Annotated in this window: 24 protein-coding genes; 17 read left to right on the forward strand and 7 right to left on the reverse strand. The window is 56.8% G+C overall.

Features of this window, described 5'->3' with window-relative positions; genetic code table 11:
* Positions 1-128 precede the first annotated feature (128 nt).
* Together AZH53_RS08580 and cgi121 are read left to right on the forward strand one after the other, a co-directional pair.
* Positions 129-2,408, forward strand: a complete 2,280-nt coding sequence (locus AZH53_RS08580) for an ATP-dependent DNA helicase (protein WP_319643101.1) — start codon at positions 129-131, stop codon at positions 2,406-2,408.
* A 12-nt stretch (positions 2,409-2,420) separates the two neighbouring features.
* Entirely contained in the window at positions 2,421-2,957 is a 537-nt protein-coding gene (gene cgi121 / locus AZH53_RS08585; RefSeq protein WP_319643102.1) for a KEOPS complex subunit Cgi121, read from the forward strand.
* A gap of 283 nt (positions 2,958-3,240) precedes the next feature.
* On the opposite strand, the gene AZH53_RS08590 is transcribed toward cgi121, so the two are convergent.
* Together AZH53_RS08590 and AZH53_RS08595 are read right to left on the reverse strand one after the other, a co-directional pair.
* Positions 3,241-3,732 carry a MogA/MoaB family molybdenum cofactor biosynthesis protein gene (locus AZH53_RS08590; protein WP_319643103.1) on the reverse strand — a complete coding sequence of 164 codons (492 nt, stop codon included), beginning with the start codon at positions 3,730-3,732 and terminating at the stop codon, positions 3,241-3,243.
* A 711-nt stretch (positions 3,733-4,443) separates the two neighbouring features.
* Positions 4,444-4,590 carry a hypothetical protein gene (locus AZH53_RS08595; RefSeq protein WP_319643104.1) on the reverse strand — a complete coding sequence of 49 codons (147 nt, stop codon included), beginning with the start codon at positions 4,588-4,590 and terminating at the stop codon, positions 4,444-4,446.
* Between the two features lie 523 nt (positions 4,591-5,113).
* Between AZH53_RS08595 and AZH53_RS08600 the strand changes: the two genes are divergently transcribed.
* Genes AZH53_RS08600 through AZH53_RS08610 form a run of 3 tightly spaced genes read left to right on the forward strand, consistent with a single transcriptional unit; the run spans position 5,114 to position 8,047 of the window.
* Entirely contained in the window at positions 5,114-6,373 is a 1,260-nt protein-coding gene (locus AZH53_RS08600; RefSeq protein ID WP_319643666.1) for an ORC1-type DNA replication protein, read from the forward strand.
* A gap of 5 nt (positions 6,374-6,378) precedes the next feature.
* The gene (locus tag AZH53_RS08605; protein ID WP_319643105.1) at positions 6,379-6,870 is read left to right on the forward strand and encodes an Lrp/AsnC family transcriptional regulator; all 492 of its coding nucleotides are present in this window, start codon (positions 6,379-6,381) and stop codon (positions 6,868-6,870) included.
* Between the two features lie 19 nt (positions 6,871-6,889).
* Entirely contained in the window at positions 6,890-8,047 is a 1,158-nt protein-coding gene (locus AZH53_RS08610; protein ID WP_319643106.1) for an aminotransferase class I/II-fold pyridoxal phosphate-dependent enzyme, read from the forward strand.
* A gap of 22 nt (positions 8,048-8,069) precedes the next feature.
* On the opposite strand, the gene AZH53_RS08615 is transcribed toward AZH53_RS08610, so the two are convergent.
* Positions 8,070-8,237, reverse strand: coding sequence for a hypothetical protein (locus AZH53_RS08615; RefSeq protein WP_319643107.1), 168 nt, complete (start codon positions 8,235-8,237; stop codon positions 8,070-8,072).
* A 362-nt stretch (positions 8,238-8,599) separates the two neighbouring features.
* Here AZH53_RS08615 and AZH53_RS08620 point away from each other — a divergent pair, with 362 nt between their 5' ends.
* The 6 genes from AZH53_RS08620 (at position 8,600) to pdxT (ending at position 12,811) form a co-directional block, all read left to right on the forward strand.
* A complete protein-coding gene (locus AZH53_RS08620; RefSeq protein ID WP_319643108.1) occupies positions 8,600-9,601 on the forward strand; it encodes an adenylosuccinate synthetase in 1,002 nt (333 codons plus the stop codon).
* 4 nt (positions 9,602-9,605) lie between these two features.
* Positions 9,606-9,812, forward strand: coding sequence for a methytransferase partner Trm112 (locus tag AZH53_RS08625; protein WP_319643109.1), 207 nt, complete (start codon positions 9,606-9,608; stop codon positions 9,810-9,812).
* Positions 9,813-9,826: 14 nt separating this feature from the next.
* Positions 9,827-10,366, forward strand: a complete 540-nt coding sequence (locus tag AZH53_RS08630; protein WP_319643110.1) for a DUF7524 family protein — start codon at positions 9,827-9,829, stop codon at positions 10,364-10,366.
* Entirely contained in the window at positions 10,348-11,277 is a 930-nt protein-coding gene (cbiB, locus tag AZH53_RS08635; RefSeq protein ID WP_319643111.1) for an adenosylcobinamide-phosphate synthase CbiB, read from the forward strand. The genes AZH53_RS08630 and cbiB overlap by 19 nt, the downstream gene beginning before the upstream one ends.
* Positions 11,278-11,343: 66 nt before the next feature.
* Positions 11,344-12,240 carry a pyridoxal 5'-phosphate synthase lyase subunit PdxS gene (gene pdxS / locus AZH53_RS08640; protein WP_319643667.1) on the forward strand — a complete coding sequence of 299 codons (897 nt, stop codon included), beginning with the start codon at positions 11,344-11,346 and terminating at the stop codon, positions 12,238-12,240.
* The gene (pdxT, locus tag AZH53_RS08645; protein ID WP_319643112.1) at positions 12,230-12,811 is read left to right on the forward strand and encodes a pyridoxal 5'-phosphate synthase glutaminase subunit PdxT; all 582 of its coding nucleotides are present in this window, start codon (positions 12,230-12,232) and stop codon (positions 12,809-12,811) included. Before pdxS ends, pdxT begins: the two co-directional genes overlap by 11 nt.
* A 123-nt stretch (positions 12,812-12,934) precedes the next feature.
* Here the strand turns inward: pdxT and AZH53_RS08650 are convergent, their stop codons facing one another.
* On the reverse strand, positions 12,935-15,028 hold the full coding sequence (locus tag AZH53_RS08650; protein ID WP_319643113.1) for a PAS domain-containing sensor histidine kinase: 2,094 nt from the start codon (positions 15,026-15,028) through the stop codon (positions 12,935-12,937).
* Positions 15,029-15,225: 197 nt separating this feature from the next.
* Here AZH53_RS08650 and AZH53_RS08655 point away from each other — a divergent pair, with 197 nt between their 5' ends.
* From AZH53_RS08655 to AZH53_RS08665, 3 genes are all read left to right on the forward strand, one after another.
* Positions 15,226-16,422: a sensor histidine kinase gene (locus AZH53_RS08655; protein ID WP_319643114.1), complete on the forward strand. Its 1,197-nt coding sequence runs from the start codon at positions 15,226-15,228 to the stop codon at positions 16,420-16,422.
* A 40-nt stretch (positions 16,423-16,462) separates the two neighbouring features.
* Positions 16,463-16,846 carry a response regulator gene (locus AZH53_RS08660; RefSeq protein ID WP_319643115.1) on the forward strand — a complete coding sequence of 128 codons (384 nt, stop codon included), beginning with the start codon at positions 16,463-16,465 and terminating at the stop codon, positions 16,844-16,846.
* A gap of 106 nt (positions 16,847-16,952) precedes the next feature.
* Positions 16,953-17,186 carry a hypothetical protein gene (locus AZH53_RS08665; protein ID WP_319643116.1) on the forward strand — a complete coding sequence of 78 codons (234 nt, stop codon included), beginning with the start codon at positions 16,953-16,955 and terminating at the stop codon, positions 17,184-17,186.
* Positions 17,187-17,331: 145 nt separating this feature from the next.
* On the opposite strand, the gene AZH53_RS08670 is transcribed toward AZH53_RS08665, so the two are convergent.
* Together AZH53_RS08670 and AZH53_RS08675 are read right to left on the reverse strand one after the other, a co-directional pair.
* Positions 17,332-17,835 carry a hypothetical protein gene (locus AZH53_RS08670; RefSeq protein ID WP_319643117.1) on the reverse strand — a complete coding sequence of 168 codons (504 nt, stop codon included), beginning with the start codon at positions 17,833-17,835 and terminating at the stop codon, positions 17,332-17,334.
* 319 nt (positions 17,836-18,154) lie between these two features.
* Positions 18,155-19,354, reverse strand: a complete 1,200-nt coding sequence (locus tag AZH53_RS08675) for a deoxyguanosinetriphosphate triphosphohydrolase family protein (RefSeq protein ID WP_319643118.1) — start codon at positions 19,352-19,354, stop codon at positions 18,155-18,157.
* Between the two features lie 134 nt (positions 19,355-19,488).
* Between AZH53_RS08675 and AZH53_RS08680 the strand changes: the two genes are divergently transcribed.
* The 3 genes from AZH53_RS08680 to AZH53_RS08690 all read left to right on the forward strand — a co-directional run bounded on the left by AZH53_RS08680 (position 19,489) and on the right by AZH53_RS08690 (position 21,938).
* Positions 19,489-20,790, forward strand: coding sequence for an HD domain-containing protein (locus AZH53_RS08680; RefSeq protein ID WP_319643119.1), 1,302 nt, complete (start codon positions 19,489-19,491; stop codon positions 20,788-20,790).
* Positions 20,783-21,289, forward strand: a complete 507-nt coding sequence (locus AZH53_RS08685; protein ID WP_319643120.1) for a hypothetical protein — start codon at positions 20,783-20,785, stop codon at positions 21,287-21,289. The genes AZH53_RS08680 and AZH53_RS08685 overlap by 8 nt, the downstream gene beginning before the upstream one ends.
* Positions 21,290-21,362: 73 nt before the next feature.
* On the forward strand, positions 21,363-21,938 hold the full coding sequence (locus tag AZH53_RS08690) for a hypothetical protein (protein ID WP_319643121.1): 576 nt from the start codon (positions 21,363-21,365) through the stop codon (positions 21,936-21,938).
* Positions 21,939-22,144: 206 nt separating this feature from the next.
* On the opposite strand, the gene AZH53_RS08695 is transcribed toward AZH53_RS08690, so the two are convergent.
* Positions 22,145-23,803: a vWA domain-containing protein gene (locus AZH53_RS08695; protein WP_319643122.1), complete on the reverse strand. Its 1,659-nt coding sequence runs from the start codon at positions 23,801-23,803 to the stop codon at positions 22,145-22,147.
* Between the last annotated feature and the right edge of the window lie 480 nt (positions 23,804-24,283).

Raw genomic sequence — 24,283 nt, forward strand, 5'->3', positions numbered from 1 at the left:
TCACCTCCAAAACCCAAAATCACGGGCAGATAAGGATTATTTCCACTGGAGATGAATCCGGAGGAGACCCGGGGGATTCCTGAAAAAACCCTAATCCTGCGTTTTCAAGTGGAAAAAAAGGGGTATTGATGAAAATTTCGGACCTGCCGCTCCCGGCTGAACTGGTCGGAGCCTACACCGCAAGGGGGATTGAGAACCTCTATCCCCCGCAGGCAGCATGTGTGGAGAAGGGCCTTCTCACCGGGGCAAACCTCCTTGTTGCCATCCCCACGGCATCGGGAAAGACCCTGATAGCGGAGATGGCGATGCACACCCACGTGGCGCAGGGAGGGCGCTCTCTCTACATTGTCCCCTTAAAGGCGCTGGCCTCCGAGAAGTACAGCGATTTTTCCGGCAAGGGCGCCTCGGTCGGGGTGGCGACCGGCGACCTCGACCGCCGGGACGCCTACCTCGGCCGAAATGACATCATCATCGCCACGTCGGAGAAGGTGGACTCGCTGCTGCGAAACGGTGCTCCCTGGCTGCGGGACGTAACCCTCCTCGTCGTGGATGAGGTCCACCTCATCGACTCCGAGGACCGCGGACCCACCCTCGAGATGGTGATCACCAAACTCCGGCACATGAACCCGGCGATGCAGGTGATCGCCCTCTCCGCCACTATCGGCAACCCCTCGACACTTGCCGGGTGGCTCGACGCCGACCTCGTCACCTCCGACTGGAGGCCGGTCGATCTCCGGGAGGGGGTCGCCTACCGCGACACCATCTACTTCGACGGCGACCGGCGGGAGTACCCCGCAACTACCAAACACGAGGATGTCAATCTCCTCCTCGACTGCGTCGCGGATGGCGGGCAGTGCCTGGTCTTCGTTTCCTCCCGGCGCAATGCCGAGGCGTACGCCAAACGGGCCGCTCAGGCGCTGAAAATCGATGAGCCCGCCCTTCAGGAGCTTGCAACCCGCCTCGAATCGGCGGCCGAAACGGATATGGGGCGGATTCTGGCCACCTGCGTCCGCCACGGGGCGGCGTTCCACCATGCCGGGCTCACGCCCGCCCAGCGCTCGCTCGTGGAGCAGGGCTTTCGCGAGGGGGCCATCCGGGTCATCTCCTCCACCCCGACACTTGCCGCAGGCCTCAACCTGCCGGCCCGCCGGGTAATCATCCGCGACTATCTCCGTTTCTCCGCCGGAGCGGGGATGACGCCCATCCCGGTCCGGGAGTACCGCCAGATGGCGGGAAGGGCTGGGCGGCCGCACCTGGACCCCTACGGTGAGGCGGTTCTCATCGCAAAGAGCGAGGACGCCGTCTACGATCTCTTCGAGGAGTACTGTACCGCACCCGATGAGGATGTCTCCTCGCGGTCCTCCTCCGAAGGGGTGCTCACCACCCACATCCTCTCGCTGATTGCAACCCGCTTCGTCCGGGACCGCGAGGGCCTTATGGCATTTCTGAAAAAGACCTTCTATGCCCACCAGCACGGCGAGGAACGGCTGCTGCAGCGGATCGTCGATCGTTCTGTCGCATTTCTCACGGAGGCGGAGATGATCACGGACCTGAACGGGCGTATGAACGCCACCGAATACGGCAATCTCACCTCCCGCCTCTACATCGACCCCCGTTCCGCGGAGATCATCACCCAGGGGCTCCGCGAACATAATGACTGGTCGGTAGCGGGGCTTCTCCAGCTCCTCTGTACGACCCCCGACATGTACACCCTGTATGTGCGCAAAAACGACATGGAGATGCTCGAGCGGTTCTACTATGCCCACGAAGACGAGCTCTGGGGCGAATTTTCCTACACCGAAATGGAAGAATTCTTCCGCGCGCTGAAGACGACGATGCTCCTGCTGGACTGGATGGACGAGGTCGGCGAGGAGACGGTCTGCGAACGCTACGGTGTCGGACCGGGGGATATCTACAATGTGGTCGAGGGAGTTGGGTGGCTCGTTCATGCCGGCAGCCGCCTTGCACACCTGATGGCCCCCGTCCACGACGAGGCGATCGCAGCTGCGGAACTCAGGGTCAGGCACGGCGTCAAGGAAGAACTCATCCCGCTCGTGCGGATCCGCGGCATCGGACGGGTGCGTGCCCGCCGCCTGTATACGAACGGGATGACGACGCCCGCGGCCATCGTTGCCGCGGGCGTCGAGAAGGTCGGTGCAATCATCGGGAGAAAGGTCGCCGAATCGGCGATCCGGGAAATTGCGAGCGGAAGCTCAGGGAAAGGCCGGCAAGGCGGGCCTGCGGGGGGCACCGGTGAACCATCCGTCTCTGCCGTGACAAGGGATGGTAAACAACGGAAACGGAGCGGAGACACCCGTGGGGTGGAAGAACAGGGAAGTTCGAACGGCAGGGACGATGACCCCCGCAACGGCCAGGCATCCCTTTTTTCCTTCGGGGATCATTCATAGGGGACAAGAAAGATGAATCCGTCAACCGGGATACAATACGAAATCCGGCACGCATGCGCCGAGATCACGAATGAAGCAGAATTCCTTGCGGCGGTCAGGACCATCGCAGACGCGGAGGGAAGCGCCGTCATCTGCATCGATGCCGACCGTGTTGCCGGAGAGGCACATGTTCGGGCGGCGCTCGCCCACGCGGTACGGTCCTTCTATGTGGAAGAGACTCCCGTCGCAAACAGCTTCGAGATGGAGACACTCCTCTGGACGGGGGCGACCCGCCAGTGCAACGAAGCGACCCGTTTCGGCATTCATACCGGCATATGCCGTCTCTTTGTCGTCATTTGCCCGCCGTCGGGCGGGGCATCCGCCGCTCTCGCAGGTATCATGACCTTCCATGACGATGAGGCCGAGGGGTGGGAAGAGCTCACCCCCGCAAAACGCGAACGCCTCCGCAGACTCTACGGAATTTCCCCGGAAGAGGAGGCCATCGTCGGGCCGGAACGGTTTGCAGAGCTTGTCATCGAGCGGGTGGCGCTCCTTGAGGTCTACCGCTGATCCGCGATGGCGGGCAGACGGGCGCTCGAAAAAAATTATCCTGGAATCCGGGCAGACGGGGCGAAGCATTGGTCCAATTGAACTTTTTTCTCTTTTTCATGGCCGTAAGTACCTGTACCATCACCGGGCGTCCGCCTTCCCGGCGGCGCAGCGTTCTCATCTGATATGGATGGAGAGGACGCCCGGAAAAAGTCGTATCGACGGTCCGGCCGCCGGGCACCACCGTGATTGCCATCTTCACGCCCGGACCCGGAGCTGCCTGTCCCGGAATGGTCCCGGTGGTCTATTTCGACGCGTGGGTGATGATGTGGCGTGCTTCGGGAAGGATGATGGCATCCATTGCGAGTCGCACGGCAGCGGTCGAACCGGGGGTGCAGAAGACCGCTTTTTTATCGATGATACCTGCGATGGCACGCGAAAGGACCATCCGGGTGCCGACCTCCTCGTACGAGAGCAGACGGAAGAGTTCGCCAAATCCGTCGATGGTCTTCTCGAAGAGCGGGGCGACCGCCTCGATGGTGCAGTCGTCATGGGTGATGCCCGTCCCGCCGTTGACGACGACGACATTGCAGGATGCCGAAAATGCAGTGGTGAGCGCCTGCCGGATGGCCCGGATATCGTCCGGAACCACTGCATAGTAGCCGATTGGGATGCCGGATGCTGCAAACCGCTCCTTAATGAGCGCCCCCGAACCGTCCGTCGCAACATCACGTGAGGTAGAGACGGTAATGACTGCCGCCGTGAGGGTGATGTCCTGAATGTGAGATGGATCCATACTGGGAATTTGGTGCAATCGCGATATATATGAGTCGGATCTGAAAGCGCCGATGCAATAAGAGAGGATGGGAGGTCCCGTCGGTGAACCGGGGGAACCGGATATCCATCCTCACCAAAATGAACCGGGACCGATTCCCTGACATGGGGTGGAAGTGAATCATGGCAGGGGATGTGTCCCGTGAAAAAAATCCGGCGCATCACTGAAAAATGCCATCCCGAAGGACGAATGGATCAGGTATACGCCGGCGCGGGAGGAAAACGGAGGGGGAGAGAATGGATCAATTCGCGAAAATTGAGGAAAAATGGATGGGGCACGGGTGCGCGATCTCCTCCAAACCACGATATTTTTCGCGCGTCAGACAAGAAAAAAGGGGGGGGACCCCATCATTTCCACTGGAATGGAAATCCATCCATGCAGCCCAGGTTGCAGCGAAAAATGAGAATGCTTGAAGAAAATTAAAGCTTAAATATCGATTAAAATTTAATTTATAGCTTTATTTGTTGCTATATTTTTATCACACAACCTATATTTTACAATTTTGAATACATCACGCCCGCTTTCGTACTTCGCCGCTTCGGATCAAACAGGATAAATATGAACAAATGGAGATCACTCATTGACTATTCTCAGGTAATATGAAGAAGATACCGTCAGGTCTTCTCATGGAGCCAAATTATTGTTGCAGTGGAAACAAAGGGGTGGGGGTGATCACAGTTCCGGCAAGGTTGCAATTTCATAAAAATTCAGTTCACCGCCATCATTCACCCTCCCTGGAATGATCATCGCTTCTTCGAGGCTCCTGCCGGTCCATGTCCCTGCCATGTTCCATGAGTCGGACTGTTCCGCCGTTTGCATCGTCAGACGGATAAACCCTTCCGGAAATCAACAGCACCCTGATGGATGATCGATGAATATGAGAGGCATCCCCTCAATGGCTGACCCCCTCCCCCACCCTGAAAAAGCGCGCACACAATGATGAGCGGAACCAAAGTCCTTGATCCCCACTCTCACCACAGGTATCATCGCTTTGATGGGCGCTGGACATCCCATTTTGGGGAGGCACCCTCTCGGCCCCTCATCAAAAAATTAGTATTTCAACGGGTATCCCCGAAATTAAAACAGAAACCTGAATATTTTTCCACTGGAAATAAAGGGGTTGAGACACTTCTTCCGGGTATGATTCTGATGCCCCTTTCACCCAATTCACGTACCTTAAGTAGTTTCGTGCATCATGAATTGATATCGACACGATATGGAGGTCGTGCCAGTGAACCAGATGGGGGAAAATATTGAAGATGATCAGGGGAATATGTCCCTTTCGGGATTTACTGACGATGCCGGAACCCCACCCGCTCCGGGTGGAAGCGGTGCATCCTCGATGGGACTGTTTGAAAAATATCTTACAAATCAGACAATTTTTAAGGAGCGGGAGGTTCTTCGCCACTCGTACCGTCCATCGATTCTCCCGCACCGGCAGCCGCAGATGGATACTGTTGCCTCGATCCTTGCGCCGGCCATCCGTGCAGAAACCCCTTCAAACATACTGATTTACGGCAAGACGGGAACCGGCAAGACCGCATCGGTCCGCTATGTAGGTGCGGAACTCGAGAAGGCCTGCGGGAGTATCGGTGTGGAATGCAATGTCATCCACTTAAACTGCGAGATCATCGACACCCAGTACCGGGTCTTCGCCCAGATTGCAGCGACCCTCGAGGACGACGAAGGACGTTCGTCGGACCGTCCCTCCTCGAAGATCCCGATGACGGGGTGGCCGACCGATCAGGTGTACCATGAACTGAGGAATCTCATCGAGGCAATCGGCGGGGTCCATATCATAGTTCTCGACGAGATCGACAAGCTCGTCAAGAAATCAGGGGACGAGACGCTTTACAATCTCACCCGTATCAACTCGGAACTCAAAAATGCCCGCGTCTGCATGATCGGCATCTCCAACGACCTGCTCTTTACGAGTTTTCTCGATCACCGGGTTCTCTCCTCGCTTTCGGAGGAGGAGATCGTCTTTCCGCCGTATAACGCTCCGCAGCTCGTCGATATTCTCCAGCAGCGTGCCAATCAGGCATTCCACGAGAATGTCGTCGAGGAGGGAGTGATTCCCCTCTGTTCCGCCCTTGCCGCCCAGGAGCACGGAGATGCCCGGCGGGCGCTCGACCTTCTCAGGGTCTCGGGGGAACTTGCCGAACGGGAAAACGCGGCCGGGGTGACCGAGGAACATGTGCGTGCGGCACAGCGAAAGATCGATGCGGACAGCCTGATTGAGGGCATCAAGACCCTTCCCACGCAGTCGAAGGCGGTCCTTTATGCGATGCTGCTCTTTCCCGAGATGGGCAAACAGGTCTTCACCTCCGGCGAGGTGGTCCAGGTCTATCGCGAGGTTGCCCAGGCGCTTGACCTTGATGTCCTGACGCACCGGCGTATCACCGACCTCATCTCCGAGCTGACGATGCTCGGTGTGATCAAGGCGCGCCTCGTCTCACGGGGGCGGTACGGGAGGACGAAGGAGATGTGGTTCGGCGCGGGGACACGCAAAATTCTCGAGACACTCCGGGAGGATTCACGGTTCGAGGATGCCCGTCTGAATCAGATTGATATATCCCGGTTCAAGAACTTATTCAGGTGAGTACAATGGACGCCAAAGACTGGCTGCTCCTCCGCATCCTTGAGGAGGACGGCAGGATGGATGTCCGTGAGATTGCAGCGCTTGCGGACCTTGACGAAGAGGAGGTTGAATCACGGATTGCGGCACTCGAGGAATCGGGAGTCATCCGGGCATACTGTGCAAGTATCGACTGGGAGAAGGCGGGCGAGGACACCGCCGCCGCCACCGTCAACCTCAAGGTGAACCCCGAGCGCGATTTCGGCTACGACCGCATCGCCGAACGTATCGCACGGTTCCCGCAGGTCCGTTCGCTGCGCCTGATCAGCGGGGTCTATGATTTTGAGCTCCTCGTCACCGGGAGAAATCTCCAGGAGATCACGAGGTTTGTGTCCGAGGAGATCGCAACCCTCGACCAGATACGCGAGACCGCCACCATTCTTGTGATGAAGACGTACAAGGAGAACGGGCGTATTCTCTTTGAACGAAAGGAAGGCGAACGGCTTCCCTTCTCATTTTAGCGAAAGAGGTTGGTAAGTGATGAGAGACTTTATTTCACAGCGTGCGCATGCCATCCCGCCGTCGGGCATCCGCCGGTTTTTCGATATCGTGCAGGAGATGGACGACGTCATCTCCCTGGGCGTCGGCGAACCCGACTACTCCACTCCCTGGGTTGCATGCCAGGCGGGCATCGCCTCCATTGAACAGGGCCAGACGGCCTATACCAGCAACCGCGGTCTCCCGGCCCTTCGCGAGGAGATCGGGCGCTATCTCAAGCGCCGGTTCGGCGTCACGTACAACCCCTCGACCGAGATGATGGTGACCACCGGAGCATCGGAAGCGCTCGACGTTGCCATCCGGGCGGTGACCGACCCCGGGGATGAGATCCTCATCGGCGATCCGAGCTATGTGAGCTATGGACCGGGCGTGATGCTCGCCGGCGGAACGCCGGTGCTGGTCCCCTGCCAGGCGAAGGATGAGTTCCGGATGACGCCCGATACTCTCATGGAGCGGATCACCCCGAAGTCGAAGGCGCTTCTCATCAACTTCCCGAACAACCCGACGGGCGGCGTGATGTCTCATGACGACTACCGGGCTATCGCTGATGTCGTCGTCGACCATGACCTGATGGTCATCTCGGATGAGATCTACACCGAGCTCACCTACGAAGGGGAGATGGCCTCGGCGGCGGAGATCCCGGAGCTTCGGGATCGGACGATCCTCATCAACGGGTTCTCCAAGGCGTACGCCATGACCGGATGGCGTATCGGGTATATATGCGCACCCAGGGAGCTCTGCGATGCAGCACTCAAGATCCACCAGTACATCATGCTCTCGGCGCCTACGATGTCGCAGTACGCGGCGGTAGGTGCCCTCAGGGGCGGAGACATCGCGCGGGAGGAGATGGTGACCGAGTACCAGATGCGGCGCAACATGTTCGTTCGCGGTCTCAATCGCATCGGTCTTCCCTGCCATATGCCCAAGGGCGCCTTCTATGCCTTCCCGTCCGTCCGTGATACCGGCATATCGGATGTCGAGTTTGCCGAACGTCTCGTCACCGAACAGCATGTCGCGGTCGTCCCGGGCAGCGTCTTCGGCCCGGCGGCGGAGGGGCACCTCCGCTGCGCGTACGCGGTCTCCCGCGACGACCTGAGAACCGCCGTCGATAGGATTGGGGAGTTTCTGGAGACGCTGTAATCCCTTCTCCGCCTGCTTTTTTTTATTTACGAATGCCGATGGCGGGTTCTCCCCCTTCGGGGGGGGCGATCGTGGTGCCGATACGATGCTTGTGGGGGGCGAGGGGGCCGCCACGCCCTGCCATGGCAACCGCGGAATCGGATGTCCGGTGGTCGGCGTAAAAAGTCAGCTGTATGGCAGCCTTTGCCATTGGCCGGTTTGTATACAAAGTAGTGTCAGAATACACTTTCAGGGCCCGCAAACCCCTTGATTTCCACTGGAACTTTCCTCTTTTTGGGGGGCGCGGTTCGGCGACACATGTGCCCGGTTTTCTTTCTGGTGTTACGATCCACTGCTTTTCGTAAGAACGGATGATGTCGGAATAACCGGGAGGGATCAACCTGATTAATCAGGTTGCTGAACCGTCGCAGACTGAGAAAATAAACACTTTCGGTTTGGGTCAACCCCTTGATTTCCACTGGAGAACCGGCGCAGATGCGTTTTTTCCCTCCCGGGGCATCTCGCATTGTAAGGTTTATCATCCCCCTTTTCCTATCTCTACATGATTGAAGAATGAGCTGTACTATCATAGTCGGTGGATTTTTTGGGGATGAGGGAAAGGGCAAAATCGTCGCCCATGTTGCCCACAAAGATAAGCCCACAATAATATCCCGCGGGGGGGTCGGACCCAACGCGGGCCACACTGTTCAGGTTGGGGAGAAGGAATACGGCGTCAGGATGATTCCCTCCGGTTTTGTCTACCCGGATGCCCGTCTCTTCATCGGTACCGGGGTGCTGGTCAACCCTGATGTACTCAGGCAGGAGATCGAGTATGTCGGCGTGGAAGGCCGCATTTTCGTCGACGGACGCTGTTCGATCATCGAGCCCAAACACATCGAGCAGGACAAGGCGGACGCCTACCTCTCGAAGAAGATCGGGACCACCGGTACCGGGTGCGGGCCGGCAAATGTCGACCGGGTGCAGAGGATCGCACAGCAGGCAAAGGACAATCCCGAACTCGCAAAATATACGATAGATGTTCCGCTCGAGATCAACCAGGCACTCGACCGGGGCGAGAACGTCATCCTGGAGGGAACACAGGGATTCGGGATCTCCCTCTATTTCGGCACCTACCCCTTCGTCACCTCCAAGGACACCTCGGCGTCGCAGATTGCCGCGGACAACGGGGTCGGCCCCACCCGCATCGACGATGTGATCGTGGTCTTCAAGGCATACCCGACCCGCGTGGGCGAAGGGCCCTTCGGAACCGAGATGACCCGTGAGGAGTCCCATGCTCTCGGCATCGAGGAGTTCGGCACCGTCACCCACCGTGAACGTCGGATTGGGTGCTGGGACGGGACGATGGCACGGTATTCCGCCATGATCAACGGATGCACCATTGCGGCGATCACCGGCATCGACAACGTTGACGAGGCATGCTATGGGGCGACCGAATACGAACAGCTCACCGAAAAGGCAAAGGAATTCCTCCGCAAGGCGGAGGAGGACATCGGAGTCCCGATCAAACTCATCTCCACCGGACCCGAGATGTCACAGATCATCGACCTGAGGTAGGACGATGCGGATATCGACGATGAAGATCCTCTGCTGCCCGGTCTGCTGCGGGGGCTTTACCCTCACCGTGACCGAACAGGCGGTCCTGGAGGACGGCGAGGAGGACATCGTCGAGGGAACGCTGATCTGCACCGCCTGCGGGGCAGAATACCCCGTACGGGAGGGTATTCCGAATCTGCTCCCGCCGGGGTCAGAGTGCGGGGATGAATAAGAGGAGGTATGAGAATGGGAGAACCGTGTACGATACACCTGAACAACCGTCATATTAATTCTGTCGAGGTTCCGAAGATCACCCGTGTCGCGGCGGGAGAGAACCTGTATATCAAGTTCATGAACCATGGTGCCCCCATGCACCTCACCCTTCGAGCCGTCAACGGGAATAAATTCACGGATTTCTTCCACGCAAATATCTATGTTCCGGACTTCCAGAAGATCAAGATCCCGATCAAGGAATTCGCGCCCGAGGGGACCTTTATCGTCGAGGTGATCGTCGGGTACGGAATGCATGCGGAGCAGTGCGAGATTGAGGTGATCCGCCCGCCCGCACCGAAGGATTTCTCCGAATCGCCTGATCTTCCCGACCTCGATAGACCCGAGCACGACCGTGCGGTGCCGGTGATGCAGCTGCTCCCGGTAGTGCTCACCGTTGCCCTGTCGATCTTTTTGTACATACTCTGGTTCGTGACGGAGGCGGAGATCTATAACTACGTCGCCTATGTCCTGATGATCCTCGGGGTCGCCGCTGCATGGTCGTCCAGGCGCTAGTCCTCTGGCTGGCGCTCGGGGTCGATCGTCTCTTTTCGGACCCGCCGAACCGGTGGCACCCGGTTGCATGGCTGGGCCGTTTCATCGGATGGTGGGGCCGTCCCGCCGTCTGGCCGCCCGCCCTCCAGCGGAGTGCGGGCATCGTGATGGGCGTCTGCACCGCTGCCGTCTTCACGCTCCCCTTCTGGTTCTTCCAGACATATGCGCCGGTATTATATCTCGTCATTGCCGGTCCTTTTGCCCTGAAACTCTGCCTTGCGTGGCGCTGTCTCGAGGAGCACGTGACAACCGTCGAAGAGGCGGTTGCCGCCGGGGGCGGCAGGGAGGAGGTCGGCATGCTCGTTTCACGGGATACCGGCGCATTGACGGACGACGAGGTCCTCTCGGCGGCATACGAGTCGATGACGGAGAATCTCACCGATTCGATCATTGCCCCGCTCCTCTTCTTCGCAATCTTCGGTCTCGGCGGGGCGGCCTGCTACCGTGCGGTCAACACGATGGACGCGATGCTCGGGTACCGCGACGAGCGTGCCCGCCTGGGGTGGTTCCCCGCCCGGGCCGATGACGTCCTCTCCTATCTGCCGGCACGCTGTGCGGGGCTCTGCCTCCTCATCTGGTTCGCCGGACGGGGTCGGGGGCGGGCGGCGCTTCGCATCTTCCGGCGGGACCGGAAAAACCGTCCCGGCTTCAATGGCGGGGTGACAATGTCGCTTGTCGCGGGCGGGGTCGGGGTGCGTCTCGAGAAGAAGGGCGTCTATACCATAGGCGATCCGGACCGGCCCCTCGCCGGGGCAGGCGACGAGATCGTCGCGGCGGTCCGCGGCGCCACCCTTGTGGGGGCGGTGCTCTGCACTCTTCTCATCGCAACTCTCGCCCTGATTGCTGGCCTGCTGCCCGCCATTCTTCCGTGATCCGTTGTTGACGGGATGGTGGTTCCCTCTTCTTTATAAGCGATCATGGACAACGCAATAGTCGCAATGAAACTGGAAGAGCTCAGGTTCGGGACCGAACTTATCAAGAGGGGTTTTGCCTCGATGCAGAAGGGCGGCGTCATCATGGATGTGGTGAATGCCGAGCAGGCCGTCATCGCCGAGGAGGCGGGCGCAGTTGCGGTCATGGCACTCGAGCGGGTGCCGGCGGACATCAGGAAAGCGGGTGGCGTGGCCCGTATGGCCGACCCGGTGAAGGTCGCCGAGATCATCGATGCCGTCTCCATCCCGGTCATGGGCAAGGCACGGATCGGGCACTTTGTCGAGGCCCGGATCCTTGAGGCCCTCGGCGTCGATATGATCGACGAATCGGAGGTGCTCACTCCCGCAGACGAGGAATACCATATCGATAAGAAGGCATTTACCGTGCCGTTCGTCTGTGGTGCGAGGAATCTTGGCGAGGCATGCCGCCGTATCAACGAGGGAGCGGCGATGATCCGGACAAAGGGCGAGGCCGGCACCGGCAACGTCGTCGAGGCGGTCCGCCACATGCGGGCGATCACCTCCGGCATCCACGAACTGCAGGGCATGGATGACATGGAGCTTGCCGCCCGTGCCCGCGCCCTCGAGGCGCCGTACGAGATCCTCGCGGAGTGCCGCGATCTCGGCCGCCTTCCGGTCGTCAACTTCTCCGCCGGCGGTATCGCCACCCCCGCCGATGCGGCGCTGATGATGCAGCTCGGCTGCGACGGCGTCTTTGTCGGCTCCGGCATCTTCAAGTCCGAAGAACCGAGGCGCATGGCAGAAGCCATCGTTGCGGCCGTCAACAACTTTACCGATGCATCCCGGCTCGCCGAGATCTCAAAGGGCCTCGGCGAGGCGATGCCCGGACTCGATGTCCACACCCTCCCCGAGCATGAGGTGCTCCGGTTCCGTGGGAATTAGAATCGGCGTCCTGGCCCTCCAGGGAAACGTGAGCGAACATATCCGTGCCTTCGAAGCGGCGCTGGCCGGGCTCGGCCTCGAGGGGGAGGTCTTCCCCCTCCGCGATGCAGAGGATATCCCCCGTTGTGATGCAATCGCGATTCCAGGTGGGGAATCGACGACCATCAGCCGCCTGATCACGAAGAATGGGATGCGAAAGCCGCTGAAGGATTTCCGTGGCGGCATCTTTGCGACCTGTGCGGGGATGGTCCTCGTCGCATCAGCGGTCGACGATCCCCGCGTCGAACCGCTGGGCCTCATGGACATTACGGTTGCCCGCAACGCCTTCGGGCGACAGCGCGACTCCTGTGAGATGCCGATTGCAATCGAGGGAGAGCCGGAGCCATTCGCGGGGTACTTTATCCGTGCACCCGTGGTCGAGTCGGTCGGCCCTGCGGCAACGGTCCTCTGCCGGGCCGACCATGTGGTCGGTGCGATACAGGGAAAGCACATGGCACTATCGTTTCATCCCGAGCTCGGGGGCGATCTCCGGCTGCACATCCGGTTTCTCCGGAACCTTACCGAAACATAAATTCCAGGTATCCTGACGATCGGGCGAAAAGCCCCCCCTTTTTGCATTGTCTATTGCATTCTCCGTTTTCGGCAGGAGCGGTCCTTCCTGCTGAGCTCTCAAACGGGGGTTCGTCTCCGTTTCTTACCGTTTCGGCGCCGGTATATGGAAGGTAAACGAGCCGCCCGGTCCGCCGGTCTCGATGGCGATGGTGCCACGCATCTGGCGGGTGAGGACATTGATGAGGCGGATGCCGAGCGAGTCGAGGGCTGTTACGTCGAAGTCGGGCGGGAGGCCCACGCCGTCGTCCTTGACCGTCAGCAGGTATTCCCCGTTCTCCTCGTGCATCGCGATGGAGATCGTTCCGTGTGCCCTTCCCTTGAAGCCGTGTTTGAGGGAATTGGAGACGAGTTCGTTGATGATGAGACCGCAGGGGAGGGCGTTGTCGATATCAAGGAGCGGGACGTCGATATCAAACTCGAGTTCTACGTCGGTTTCGAGGGCATAGGAGGAGATGACCTCCTCTGCAAGGATCTTCAGGTACTTTGCCGGATCGATCTCTGCGAGGTTCTCCGACTGGTACAGCGACTCGTGGACGAGTGCCATGGATTTAACCCGGTTCTCGGTTTCCCGGAGCCGTTCGAGCATGTCCTTGTCGGTGATCTTGTCCGACTGGAGCGAAACGAGCGAGGAGATCACCTGCATGTTGTTCTTGACGCGGTGGTGGACCTCCTTGAGGAGCACCTCCTTCTCCTTCAGGGACGCCCGCAGTTCGTCTTCGCTCTGTTTTCTGCGGGTGATGTCCAGGATGGAGGTGATATACCGTGACGTCTGGGGAATGGGGGAGGTGGTGACCACGATGTCCCGCGGCTCGCCTTTCCGGTTTTTGATCCGCATTTCATACTCGATGGGGGAGCCGGTTCCGAACGGTTCGCCGCCAAGAGGCAGCGTGAAGTCGGGGGAATTCTCCCTGTCGTACATGAAATCGTTCCATTTCATCCGTCCCTCGATCTCGTACTTCGAGTAGCCCGTCATCCGTTCGAACCGTGAGTTGACAAGGGAGAGCGTGCCGTCATGTTCGAGGATCGCCGTTGCGGCACTGCCGGCCTCGAAGAGGGTACGATAATTCTCCTCGGAGAGGATGAGCTCGTGCTGCATCTTCCGCGCCTCGGTTACGTCTTCCGCCGAGAAGAGGACCGAGGTGATGAGCCCGTTTCCTTCACGCAGCGGGGTGAAGTGCCCGGCAATGATGCGCTCGCCCTTCGGTGTCATCACGGGGTGTTCGAAGTCGTCGCTGATGCTCGAACTCCCGGTGATGATGGCATTGAATTTTCGGCGCTGGAGATCGCGGTACTCGCGGGGGACGAAATTTTCAAACCAGTTACGGCCCATGAGCTCCGCCTCCCGGAACCCGAGAACTTCGGCACATTTGTAATTGACGAGGCTGATCTGGTGATCGGAGCGAACGACGAAGAGCATCACCCCGGCGGTATTGAGATAGGTCTGGGCGCGGATACGCTCCTGCTCCCGTTCTCTCTCCGCAACCTTTCTGTCCGTGATGTCCGTTGCGGTCAGGACGAAGGTCGACCCGTAACCGGCCCCCACAGAGATGAGAAAGTCCCTGCTCTTCCCCGTGCGGGACTTGAAACGGGTTTCGACGTCGGAAGCGGCCTGTATATCTGAAATGACAGAAAAGAACCGTTCCATCTCGGTGAAGTCCTCCCAGATGAGGCTGAGGGAATGACCTTCGAGTTCATCCGGGGAGAACGAGACCATGCGGGCAAACCGGTCATTGACCTCCTTTATCTCGAGCGTCTTCTTGTCGACGAGAAGAATACCTGCCTGCGAGGTGGTGAAGATCGATTCGTAGCGTCCCTTCTCCTTGGAGAGTTCGCGTGAGAGGAGGCTTGTCACCGTTCCCGTGCCGACGAGGACGACGGAGTTGACGAATATCAGGTAGGCGTCCTCGAGGGAGGGGACGAGAGGGTAGTAGATGGCAACGAGGAGAAGGCCAACGATGAAGGAGAAGGCGATACCCCGCTCGGGATACCGGTTGGCGACGAAGATGATCGGGATTAAAAAGAGATAGGATGTCAGATTCGTCGTCCCGATGGAGATGCCATAATAGATGATCACGATCGATATGGCACTGAAAAGGATAATGAGGGCAAACCATATGTCAAATGTTTTACGCCGGGAGGAGGGGGGTGCACCCGTCTGCTCCCTCTTATCCTGCATATAATATGATTGGCGTTTCAATATTAAAAACAACTCCATATACGTGCGAATACGCGAAATAATTAAGTCAAACCACCGTTTGCATCGGGTATTGCGTGGAATAGCGTGTGCAATACCAGTTCAGTATTGCCTATCAATATGAAACATCATTATATAGCAGAACCGTCAATATTCCTGTAATAGGAGCGTACAGCAGAGTGTCTCTGGAAATAGATGAGAGCAAGCGGGAGCTCGCCAGGGTGAAGGAGCTCTTAAAGAATGAGCCGCGTGGCCTCTCCATCACCGATATCTCCCGCATGCTCAACATGAACCGCAATTCGGTATCGAAATACCTGAACATGCTGCTCGTCTCGGGCCATGTCGACATGCGCTCGGTGGGGGTCGCCAAGGTCTACTTCCTCTCGCAGAGGGTACCGATATCCGCGATGCTTGACTTCTCCTCCGACTGCATCATCGTCATGGACTCCATGCTGCGCATTGTCCAGACGAATGACAACTACGTTGAGTTTTCGGGCATGTCGAGGGACGAGCTGATCGGCATCTCGGTACTGGATCGGGATCTGCCGGTTCTCACCGACGCCATTGATGTGCATATCTTCGAGGAGGTGCTCCGTGGACAGGATCTCTCGCGTGAGCTCTGGTGGGAGTCGGACGGGGAAGCATTTTACTTTTTGATCAAACTGATTCCGACGGTCTTCGACGACGGTCAGCCGGGAGCGACGGTGATCCTCGAGAACATCACCGACCTGAAACGGACCGAAGAGGAGCTCAAGTTCGCGCTCGCCGAAAAAGAGGAGCTCCTCACCGAGATCCACCAGCGGATCAGAAACAACCTGCAGGTGATATCATCCCTGATAAACCTCCAGACCTCCGAGGTGGAGGACCCGAAGGCACAGCGGATTGTCCAGCAGGCGCAGTCACGTATAGAGGCGCTCGCTCTCGTCCACGACAATCTGCACGAATCGCCGGATCACATGCATGTCAATGTGGAGGACTATGTCAACGATCTCGTCACCTCCCTGTTCGTGACCTTCCGGGTCGGTGACAACATCACCTTCTCGGTCAACGCACCGGGTGTGGTCATCGGACTCGATACGGCGGTCTCGTTCGGGCTCATCGTATCGGAACTCGTCACCAATGCCATCAAGCACGCCTTCGTCGAGGGCCAGTCCGGCCATATTGCGATCACCATCGTCAAGGACGACGGCGGCAGGGTGGTCATCTCGGTGAAGGACAATGGAGTGGGGATGCCGGAAGCGTACCGCAGCGGTGAGGAGCGGGGCATCGGCCTGATGCTCGTCTCCACGCTGGTGGACCGTCAGCTCCACGGGACGATGGAGATCTCCGTGAACCACGGCACGAATTACATGATCCAGTTTACCGAACGCCCGTAGGAAAGGCAGACTACCACCAATACGAGGGAGGAGACGCGATATGAGGGAAAAAATGAAAGTGATGGTCGTCGAGGACGACGCGATCATCGGTATGGATATCGAACACCGGGTCCGGCGGCTCGGGTATGAAGTGACCGGTGTGGCGGACAACGCGGAAGAGGCGGTCGAACTCGCCGCCGATACGAAACCGGATATCGCTCTCATGGATATCCGCCTGCGGGGCGATATCGACGGCATCGACACCGCCCGGATGCTCAAGGAGCAGTTTGCCCTCCCGGTGATCTTCATCACCGCGTATTCGGACCTGAAGATGCGCTCGCGGGCACTCGATCTCAATCCCGCAGGATACATCGTCAAACCGATACGGGAAGTCGAGCTGAAAAATACGCTCGAAGAAGCCCGCAGGCAGATAATTGGTGATTAAGGTCATACACGCCTCTTCTTCCTTCTTTTTATATTTGTCCGGAGCACGGGACGGTCCCGGATATGCCGGCGGTAGTATTATCTGGCTGATGCGGGTACTGGAATATATGAACCGGGCCGTATCTCTCTCTCTTTTGGTGCTGCTGCTCTCTCTTCTGCCGTTCGTCGCGGGGTGTACGGACAGCGGAAATGAGGCATGGTACACGCCGGCCCCGACCCCGGTGATGACGATCCCCTATACGCCGGTCCCGAGCTGTCCTACCATTACGGCGGCGGCGCAGGGAGAGAACTACGGAAATGATACGCCGCCCCTCCCGCCGGTACTGACCGCAGTGCCGTGACTGCCCCCAAGGCACGGTGGTATGCGCCTTCCCGGAGGCATCCGCCTCACAGGAGAGGCATTCCAGATAATTTGCAGGGAAAAAAAAGAAGCAGGGGGGAAGCCCGGAAAGGGAAGGAGGCATCTCCCATTTCCGTGCCGGTATCCTATGCGAGTGCCGTGACGGTGTCGGCCCACGTCTCGACTGCCGCCCGGATGGCGTCGTCCTCGTACGAGGAGACCCGCACCTTTGTGCGGGTGAAGGTCACGTAGTAGGTCTCGCCCGACGGGTCGTGGCATCGCAGCTGGCAGTAGTAGCTGTCTTTGCCGCTGTCACGGCGTGCGGTGCCGCCGAAGGTTGCAGCAAGGGCTGCATCGCCCGCGATTGTGGTCGCGGCGGCGTTGAAGGCGGTGACCGTCGGTGCCTGGGACGTGACGGTCGCCACCTTTTCTGCATCTCCGGTCTCGTAGACGATCTTTGCGGTATAGTGTTCGCGGCTGCGGGCGACGGCGGGGAGGGTCTCGCCACCGTCCTCATAGGCGGTGCAGCCGAAGGGGTTTTCAGTGATGACGGCCTGGATGATGCCGTCAAAGGTGCTGATATCGGCAATCGGGGTTGAAAGAGCCCGGGCTGCCGATTTTGTATTGGAGGTCTGGATAAAGTCAGCCATGGTATTCACTCCTTTCTGTTTGATTGCATCGTATGGTATCGTCCGCCTCCCGGCGGAACATGGAGGGGTTCCGCCGGAAAGTCCGGAGCAGGGGGTGAATAATAACGCCCTGCCCCGCCCTCACGGCCGTTCGAAGCACCGGATCAGGGACTTCGCTGGTGTGGCCGTGCAAGGGGGTGGTGTGGTGTCGGTGCATGGCGCCAGGGGACGGCCCCGTCGTTGATGAAGGACGGGGGCCGGTGTCCCGAGGCTGATACCAAGGTTGGCGTCCCGGGATATAGGACCGGGGGAGGTGGGGGGTGAAAGTGGGGACGCCCGGTCAGGGGCTGCTCCCGGAGATATTGAATGTCCGGAACCGCCGCTCCGGCATGAGGGCGGACTGTGCGAGGGTGAGGAAGTACTTGTCGGTCATTCCCGCGATGTAGTCGCGGACGAGTTCGGCGTTCGAGGCGGCGGTGATATACTCCTCTGCCACCCACTCGGCACGAATAAAGTCCTTGTAGATGAACGAGTCCTCACGTTCGTCCTCGAGGTCGGCAAGGAAGGTGTCGAAGAGGAGGGAGAACATCCGCTCGATTTTATGGTCCCCGGCATGGAGGACGGGGTTCTCGTAGATATGGGCATAGTTGTAGTCCTTCAGCGCCCCGAGGCAGTCGGCCACCTCCGGGGAGAAGCCGATGGCGTCGTTTTCGGCGGAGTATTCAATAATATCGCGGGCGAAAGTGTCGATGACGATGCCGTTGATCTCATCCACCCCGTCAAACCGGAAGATCCCGCGGCATTTCGCCGGAAATTCCGGCAGTTCACGGGGAATCAGGTCCACCTCAACGGCGTCCTGCAGATCCCTGCCGAGATAGGCGATGGTATCGGCGAACCGGACGACGGCACCCTCGGCGGTTGCGGGGACGGGCACCCCGCCTCCGGCGGCATGGACACGCTTTGCCTCGAACCCCTCCCATGTCCGGCACCCGTCCGGCACGATCCCGGAGACGTGACGCTCCCCGTCGTGGCAGAGGATGGCATCGAGGACCTGAAGGGTGAGGTCGCAGCGCTCGATGTCGTCGAGGAACCGGACACTCTGGACATTGTGCGAGAACCGACCGATGCCGTGTGCTTCGCAGAGGGTGGAGAGGTAGCTCTCCCCGAGATGCCCGAAGGGGGTGTGGCCGATGTCGTGCCCGAGGGCGGCGGCCTCGATGAGATCCTCGTTGAGGCCCAGCGCCCGCCCGATTGTCCGGGCAATCTTGGCGGCGAGCTGGACATGGATGACCCGGTGCGTGATGTGTTCATTGTCCAGGAGGTAGAAGACCTGCGTCTTGTCGATGTAGCGCGAAAAGGCCCGTGAGTGGATGATCCGGTCGGCATCACGGAAGAAGGGCGGCCGGAGAATGGGTTCCTCGGGACGGGCGCCCCTGCGGCGGAGGGCCTCCCCGTCCCGGCAGGCACGGGGGGAGAGGAGGTCGTCGCGGGCCGTGCGGGCGGCGGCGATGGCGGTGAGGGTGCGGTCGGAAAGGTTCACGAAGGAGTATTAGGAGGGTCAAAGGATATGGGTTGTGGGGAATATCGAAATCTAATTACAATTTATTATTACTGAAAGTATATGTATAATCAAATTCATTTTTTAATTTAATTAAACTCCCTTGGAGGTATTATTTGAAGCTCCATGAAATCCGAGATCCAGTTTATGGATTTGTGCAATTTGATGATCTAGAAAAAGAGGTAATTTCGAGTCCATTTTTTCAGAGACTTCGCCGGCTTAAACAACTCTCACTAACTGACATGGTTTATCCTGGGGCGAATCATACTCGATTTGAGCATTCTATTGGAGTAATGTATTTAGCCTCAAAAATGTTTGATTCTATTACCAATAATCGTGAAAATATAAAACAACTTGAAGAAATTGAATATTATGATAAATATGCTCTCTATAAAGATAGGAAAATCATTAGATTAGCAGCATTGCTTCATGATATTGGTCATGGGCCTTTTTCACATGCTTCCGAGGCAATTTTTCCAATAAATCCAACCACAAAAAAAGCCTATTCACATGAAGACTTCTCTGAGGCAATAATAAATGGTCCAATAAAGGAAATTATTGAAGGAAATCGAAAGAACAATGCAGATATAAAATGTGAGGATATTTCGAGTTTAATTCAGGGAAGGAATACAAAAATAAGTAGACGATTAATCTGGAAACCCTTGATCTCTAGTCAATTGGATGCCGATAGAGGGGATTATTTGATTAGGGATTCTCTGCATACCGGAGTTCGTTATGGAACCTATGACAGAGATAGGTTAATTGTCGGAATGAGACTTGGTCAGATGCCGGAAGATGAGGGAGGTGGCACAATTCTGGGTATAGAAGAAAATAGTTGGCATGTTGCTGAGTCTTTAATTCTTGCTCGGTATCAAATCTCGCTACAAGTTTATTATCATAAAATTACTAGAGCGTATAACCTGATGCTTGAGAGCGCATTGAGAGAAATGTATCCCGACGGCTTACCTTCCCCACAAAATGAACCAGATGCATTTTTAGAAATTGACGATGGACTAGTTATCAATATGTTAAAACAGGGAGAAGGTGGAAAATGGGGGAAAGCAATTTTAGAAAGAAATCATGTAAAATGCGTTCATGACGCTTGGCATGAACATACAAAGACTGAAATGATATTATCAGAACTCGAAAATTATTGCAATTCTAAAGGTTTTGAGCATTTTAAGGATGCATCGATCAGAAATGAATGGTATAAATTAGAACAAACCGGAGAGAATGACAATGAAATCATGATAATTGATGAACACTATAAAGCGAATCCAATCTCCGAATATTCGAAATTAATAGAACATATTAATTCCACTCCACGTCCAGTAAGATTTTATATTGACAAGGATTCGTATTCAGATTCAGTAAAAAATGACATTGATGAAATAATTATGAGGTGCCAGAATGAGTGAAATGCAACATGAACTTGCCGTCATTTGTAATTTAATTAAAATTATGAAGGAAAACTATCCTCATCAAATAGGTAAAACTGCAATTCAGAAAATGGTGTATTTACTGACGCGAGAAAAAATTACGAACCATAGATATTCGTTGTATAATTATGGCCCCTATTCCTCAGACGTGATGAGAGCGTTGGATATATGCGAATATTATAATAATATAGATATTGAATGGAAAAAAGATATTGGATATGAGATCTCCCCCGGTAAAAACGTTGATTTTGGAAATTTGGATCCAGATGAGATAGGAAAAATAACCAAAACTGTGACCAAATATTCAAGTTATAATGCATTAGATCTTTCAATAATTACAACTGCATTATATGTTCTTGATAATGAATCCATAAATTCGGATCAAGAATTAGTAGATGCTGTGATAGAAATTAAGCCAAAATATAAGAATAAAGTAGAGAAGATTTTAAGAGATTCAAATATAATCCCTATAAATTAATATTTTTAAGTTAAAATTTTAATTTTTTTACCACAACAAATTTGAATACATTTCCGCCCCTCTCCTAAGTACCATGACTGTTCCCGACACCCACGCGGCGCTCACCGCCGATCCCCTCCCTGTCGCCCGGGGTCGCGCCGGGTTCTGCGGGTACGGCGTAACGTGGCCCGGGTGCCGTCTCGTCCGGATCACCTTCCGCAGAAAGCCCGATCTCTCCGAGGATGCGGTGGTCATTCTCCGTGACACGCGGGGTGCGCACCCGGTCGACTCGGTCATGGATGTGGTGCAGGACCAGCTTCCGCAACGGGACCGGGACGGCCTTGGGACCGCGGTCTCCCGCCTTGCCCGTCGTGCGGGGCCCGGGGGGGTCGATGCGCTTCCGACAAAGTCAGTCTGCCGTCTCTTTGCCCTCCTCGGCATGAACCACTACGGGCTTGTAACCGCCCTGCATGCGGCCGCCGGGCGGCTCCCCGACGGTGCCGTCGACCGGTACCGCCTCTTCTCCCTCATCGTCGAGCATCTCACCGACGGCGAGGGGCGCCCGCCGATGCGTTCCATCGATGCGGTGGTGGACCTCTGCGGCGGGTCGGCGGAGGTGCTCTACGATATCTCCGGGCGGTATATGAAGGGCTGCAAGAAGCGGCGGTAAGAAGGGCAGAATTCAAAGAAATCAGGTCGACGGCAGTGGTCGCGGGACCAGCCACAGCTCCTCTTAATCTGTTGATTGGGTTACAACGCCTGTTCTGGACTTTTTTGTGCAAATGCACAATACCATTCCATTATATCCGATCAAAAAAAAGGAAAATTAGGGTGACTGGGCACGTCTCCTGCTGGTAAAGGTGTTCGGTGCTTTGTTCACCCGTTGTTTTCGGGTTCGTAGTTCTTGGTAATCCAGAGCCAGTCGTAGCCCTCGATCGGTGTTCCGTCGTTCAGTTGTCCGGTAAGTGTTGCTTTTTTGCAGTCCTCCTTGATGACAGGCCCAAGGGTATCCGCAATGGCGGGGCTGTCGAACTTCAGGGTCAGATCGTCATATCCGTCGCATCCGGTACAGGACCCGTCAAGGCAGTCCACCAGAAGGCAGCAGGAAGCAACACAGTCATAACAGGTGTCCTCCGGGCAGTAGATGGGGCTCGTCACATCCTCGATGGCCCAGCGAATCGGTGGTTCGCCGTTGAGCATCACGGTTGCCGGGTCGATGTCATTGACATCGAAGCATTCATCACCTGCAACTGCCACCGGCAGGACGCCCTTCTGGGTCGGGTTGAAGGCGTTCGGGCAGGATGTCGGCTTCAGGTCGAGGGCGACCTGCTGGATCACCGTTAACTCCTCCTGCTCGATATACTGGGTTCTCAGGCAGCCATCGGGTGACAGGTAGATCACCTTTGAAGCGATCAGGAACGGGCAGGTGACGTCGACCGGGACACTACTCCCCGCAACCCTTGATGCGATGGGGAACGTCACTTCGAAGGTATCATCGCCAGTCAGCAGCATTTTTCCGTCAAACGATGTCATGCCGACATCATACCATATGATATGGGTTTTCTTTGTCCAGGGATTCGTCCAGACCAGATCGGGTTCAATACTAAATTCATCCTTGTCGACCATGATCTCTCCCTGGACGGTTTCCTGGACGATCACATAGTAGGGTGAAGTGGAGTATTTGATCGATGTATAGATCTCATCGAAGATAGCATCAAGGTTCTCTGCGGTCAGTGCACTGTAATACTTCCCGCCGGTGGCATCTGCCATATCTTCGAGCGGACCGCTATTGGCACCGCTCAGACCGATGGAGTAGATGATGTACCCATTGCTCACTGCGTCATCGACCGGTCCTCCGCCACCAGATGGCGTGTAGGTTCCTTGGCCGTCCGTGAGGAAAATAATCACCTTTGTGGCTGTTCGGGTTGAGCTATCAAGCATTCCAATGGCTCCTGCCAGTCCCGCGTCAAGGTTCGTGCCACCCGCGGCATTGACAGCGTCGATTGAACTGTTAAGATTGCCGAAAAAATTTTCCGTATAAAGACCGTCATAGAGGTCCACTAGGGTATCCCAACCCACAACACCGGCATAGTGATCGCCAATATCACCTGCAGCATCAAGTTTCCCGACAAAGTCCTTTGCCGCTGTTTTTCTCAGGCCGGTCGGATCGTTCCATTGCATACTCCCTGAACTGTCAATCGCAAAGACGACATCAAGGTCGGGGTATTCTTCATCAACTCCGCCGTAGCCCGTCACGCTCAGGGTGAGATCGGTCCACTGCGTCAAACACCCGTCCTCACGGTAGCGATAAATCGTATCGGGGTCGGCGACCTTGGTGATCGAGAGCATCGGTTCACTATTTGCAACCGAGGCATCAAGGGCGTCGACCTCCTCCAGTCCGGAGATCTCATCGAGCAGTCCCCGGAGTTCCTCTGGCATCTCATCCGGAAACTCATCCGACATCTCATCCGCACTCACCGCCGGCACCGCTGCAAAGAGCAGCAGGACGGCAAGCACTGCAAGTAATCTTTTCATTTCCATACTCACCTCATGCCTACCGCCGGGAATGCATGCGAGGGAGGGGCGTCAGGGCCGTTGCGGGCGGAACTCCTGTGAAAAATGAGCTGTCTTCCATAGCTCCGCACAGAACGCTCCCTGGTGCCTGGAATCACAGAAACCTCTCCTGACGCCGGTCCGCGGACCTGCATCCGGCATGGGTTCCTGCCGCGATCTCTCGACGCGTGGCATCAGCACGATGCCCCTCACTATCTCAGGTTCATGCTTGGGGGGTGATGGGGTGTCACCGTCCCGCACGGCATCCCCGGTTTCGGCGGGGGGAAATGTCCGCTTCGGATGATAAATTTATCTGGCGTCCATATGATCAGGGAGAAAAAAACCGAATATTATTGACTGGAATACGTATTCAACTTTAAATTGTGGGATTTTATTGGCCGGGGCCCTGCGGAATGCGACATATCCCCGCAACCAGTTGTTTCCTCACGACTCATCAGAAAA

This window comes from Methanovulcanius yangii (assembly GCF_018687785.1).
In the GTDB taxonomy this organism is placed as follows: domain Archaea; phylum Halobacteriota; class Methanomicrobia; order Methanomicrobiales; family Methanomicrobiaceae; genus Methanovulcanius; species Methanovulcanius yangii.

Excerpts from the sequence above, each read along its gene's own strand:
- AZH53_RS08580 (WP_319643101.1), top strand. The coding sequence starts at position 129 with ATGAAAATTTCGGACCTGCCGCTCCCGGCTGAACTGGTCGGAGCCTAC.
- cgi121 (WP_319643102.1), top strand. The coding sequence starts at position 2,421 with ATGAATCCGTCAACCGGGATACAATACGAAATCCGGCACGCATGCGCC.
- AZH53_RS08590 (WP_319643103.1), bottom strand. The coding sequence starts at position 3,732 with ATGGATCCATCTCACATTCAGGACATCACCCTCACGGCGGCAGTCATT.
- AZH53_RS08595 (WP_319643104.1), bottom strand. The coding sequence starts at position 4,590 with ATGCAAACGGCGGAACAGTCCGACTCATGGAACATGGCAGGGACATGG.
- AZH53_RS08600 (WP_319643666.1), top strand. The coding sequence starts at position 5,114 with ATGGGACTGTTTGAAAAATATCTTACAAATCAGACAATTTTTAAGGAG.
- AZH53_RS08605 (WP_319643105.1), top strand. The coding sequence starts at position 6,379 with ATGGACGCCAAAGACTGGCTGCTCCTCCGCATCCTTGAGGAGGACGGC.
- AZH53_RS08610 (WP_319643106.1), top strand. The coding sequence starts at position 6,890 with ATGAGAGACTTTATTTCACAGCGTGCGCATGCCATCCCGCCGTCGGGC.
- AZH53_RS08615 (WP_319643107.1), bottom strand. The coding sequence starts at position 8,237 with ATGGCAAAGGCTGCCATACAGCTGACTTTTTACGCCGACCACCGGACA.
- AZH53_RS08620 (WP_319643108.1), top strand. The coding sequence starts at position 8,600 with ATGAGCTGTACTATCATAGTCGGTGGATTTTTTGGGGATGAGGGAAAG.
- AZH53_RS08625 (WP_319643109.1), top strand. The coding sequence starts at position 9,606 with ATGCGGATATCGACGATGAAGATCCTCTGCTGCCCGGTCTGCTGCGGG.
- AZH53_RS08630 (WP_319643110.1), top strand. The coding sequence starts at position 9,827 with ATGGGAGAACCGTGTACGATACACCTGAACAACCGTCATATTAATTCT.
- cbiB (WP_319643111.1), top strand. The coding sequence starts at position 10,348 with ATGGTCGTCCAGGCGCTAGTCCTCTGGCTGGCGCTCGGGGTCGATCGT.
- pdxS (WP_319643667.1), top strand. The coding sequence starts at position 11,344 with ATGAAACTGGAAGAGCTCAGGTTCGGGACCGAACTTATCAAGAGGGGT.
- AZH53_RS08650 (WP_319643113.1), bottom strand. The coding sequence starts at position 15,028 with ATGCAGGATAAGAGGGAGCAGACGGGTGCACCCCCCTCCTCCCGGCGT.
- AZH53_RS08660 (WP_319643115.1), top strand. The coding sequence starts at position 16,463 with ATGAGGGAAAAAATGAAAGTGATGGTCGTCGAGGACGACGCGATCATC.
- AZH53_RS08665 (WP_319643116.1), top strand. The coding sequence starts at position 16,953 with ATGAACCGGGCCGTATCTCTCTCTCTTTTGGTGCTGCTGCTCTCTCTT.
- AZH53_RS08670 (WP_319643117.1), bottom strand. The coding sequence starts at position 17,835 with ATGGCTGACTTTATCCAGACCTCCAATACAAAATCGGCAGCCCGGGCT.
- AZH53_RS08685 (WP_319643120.1), top strand. The coding sequence starts at position 20,783 with ATGAGTGAAATGCAACATGAACTTGCCGTCATTTGTAATTTAATTAAA.
- AZH53_RS08690 (WP_319643121.1), top strand. The coding sequence starts at position 21,363 with ATGACTGTTCCCGACACCCACGCGGCGCTCACCGCCGATCCCCTCCCT.
- AZH53_RS08695 (WP_319643122.1), bottom strand. The coding sequence starts at position 23,803 with ATGAAAAGATTACTTGCAGTGCTTGCCGTCCTGCTGCTCTTTGCAGCG.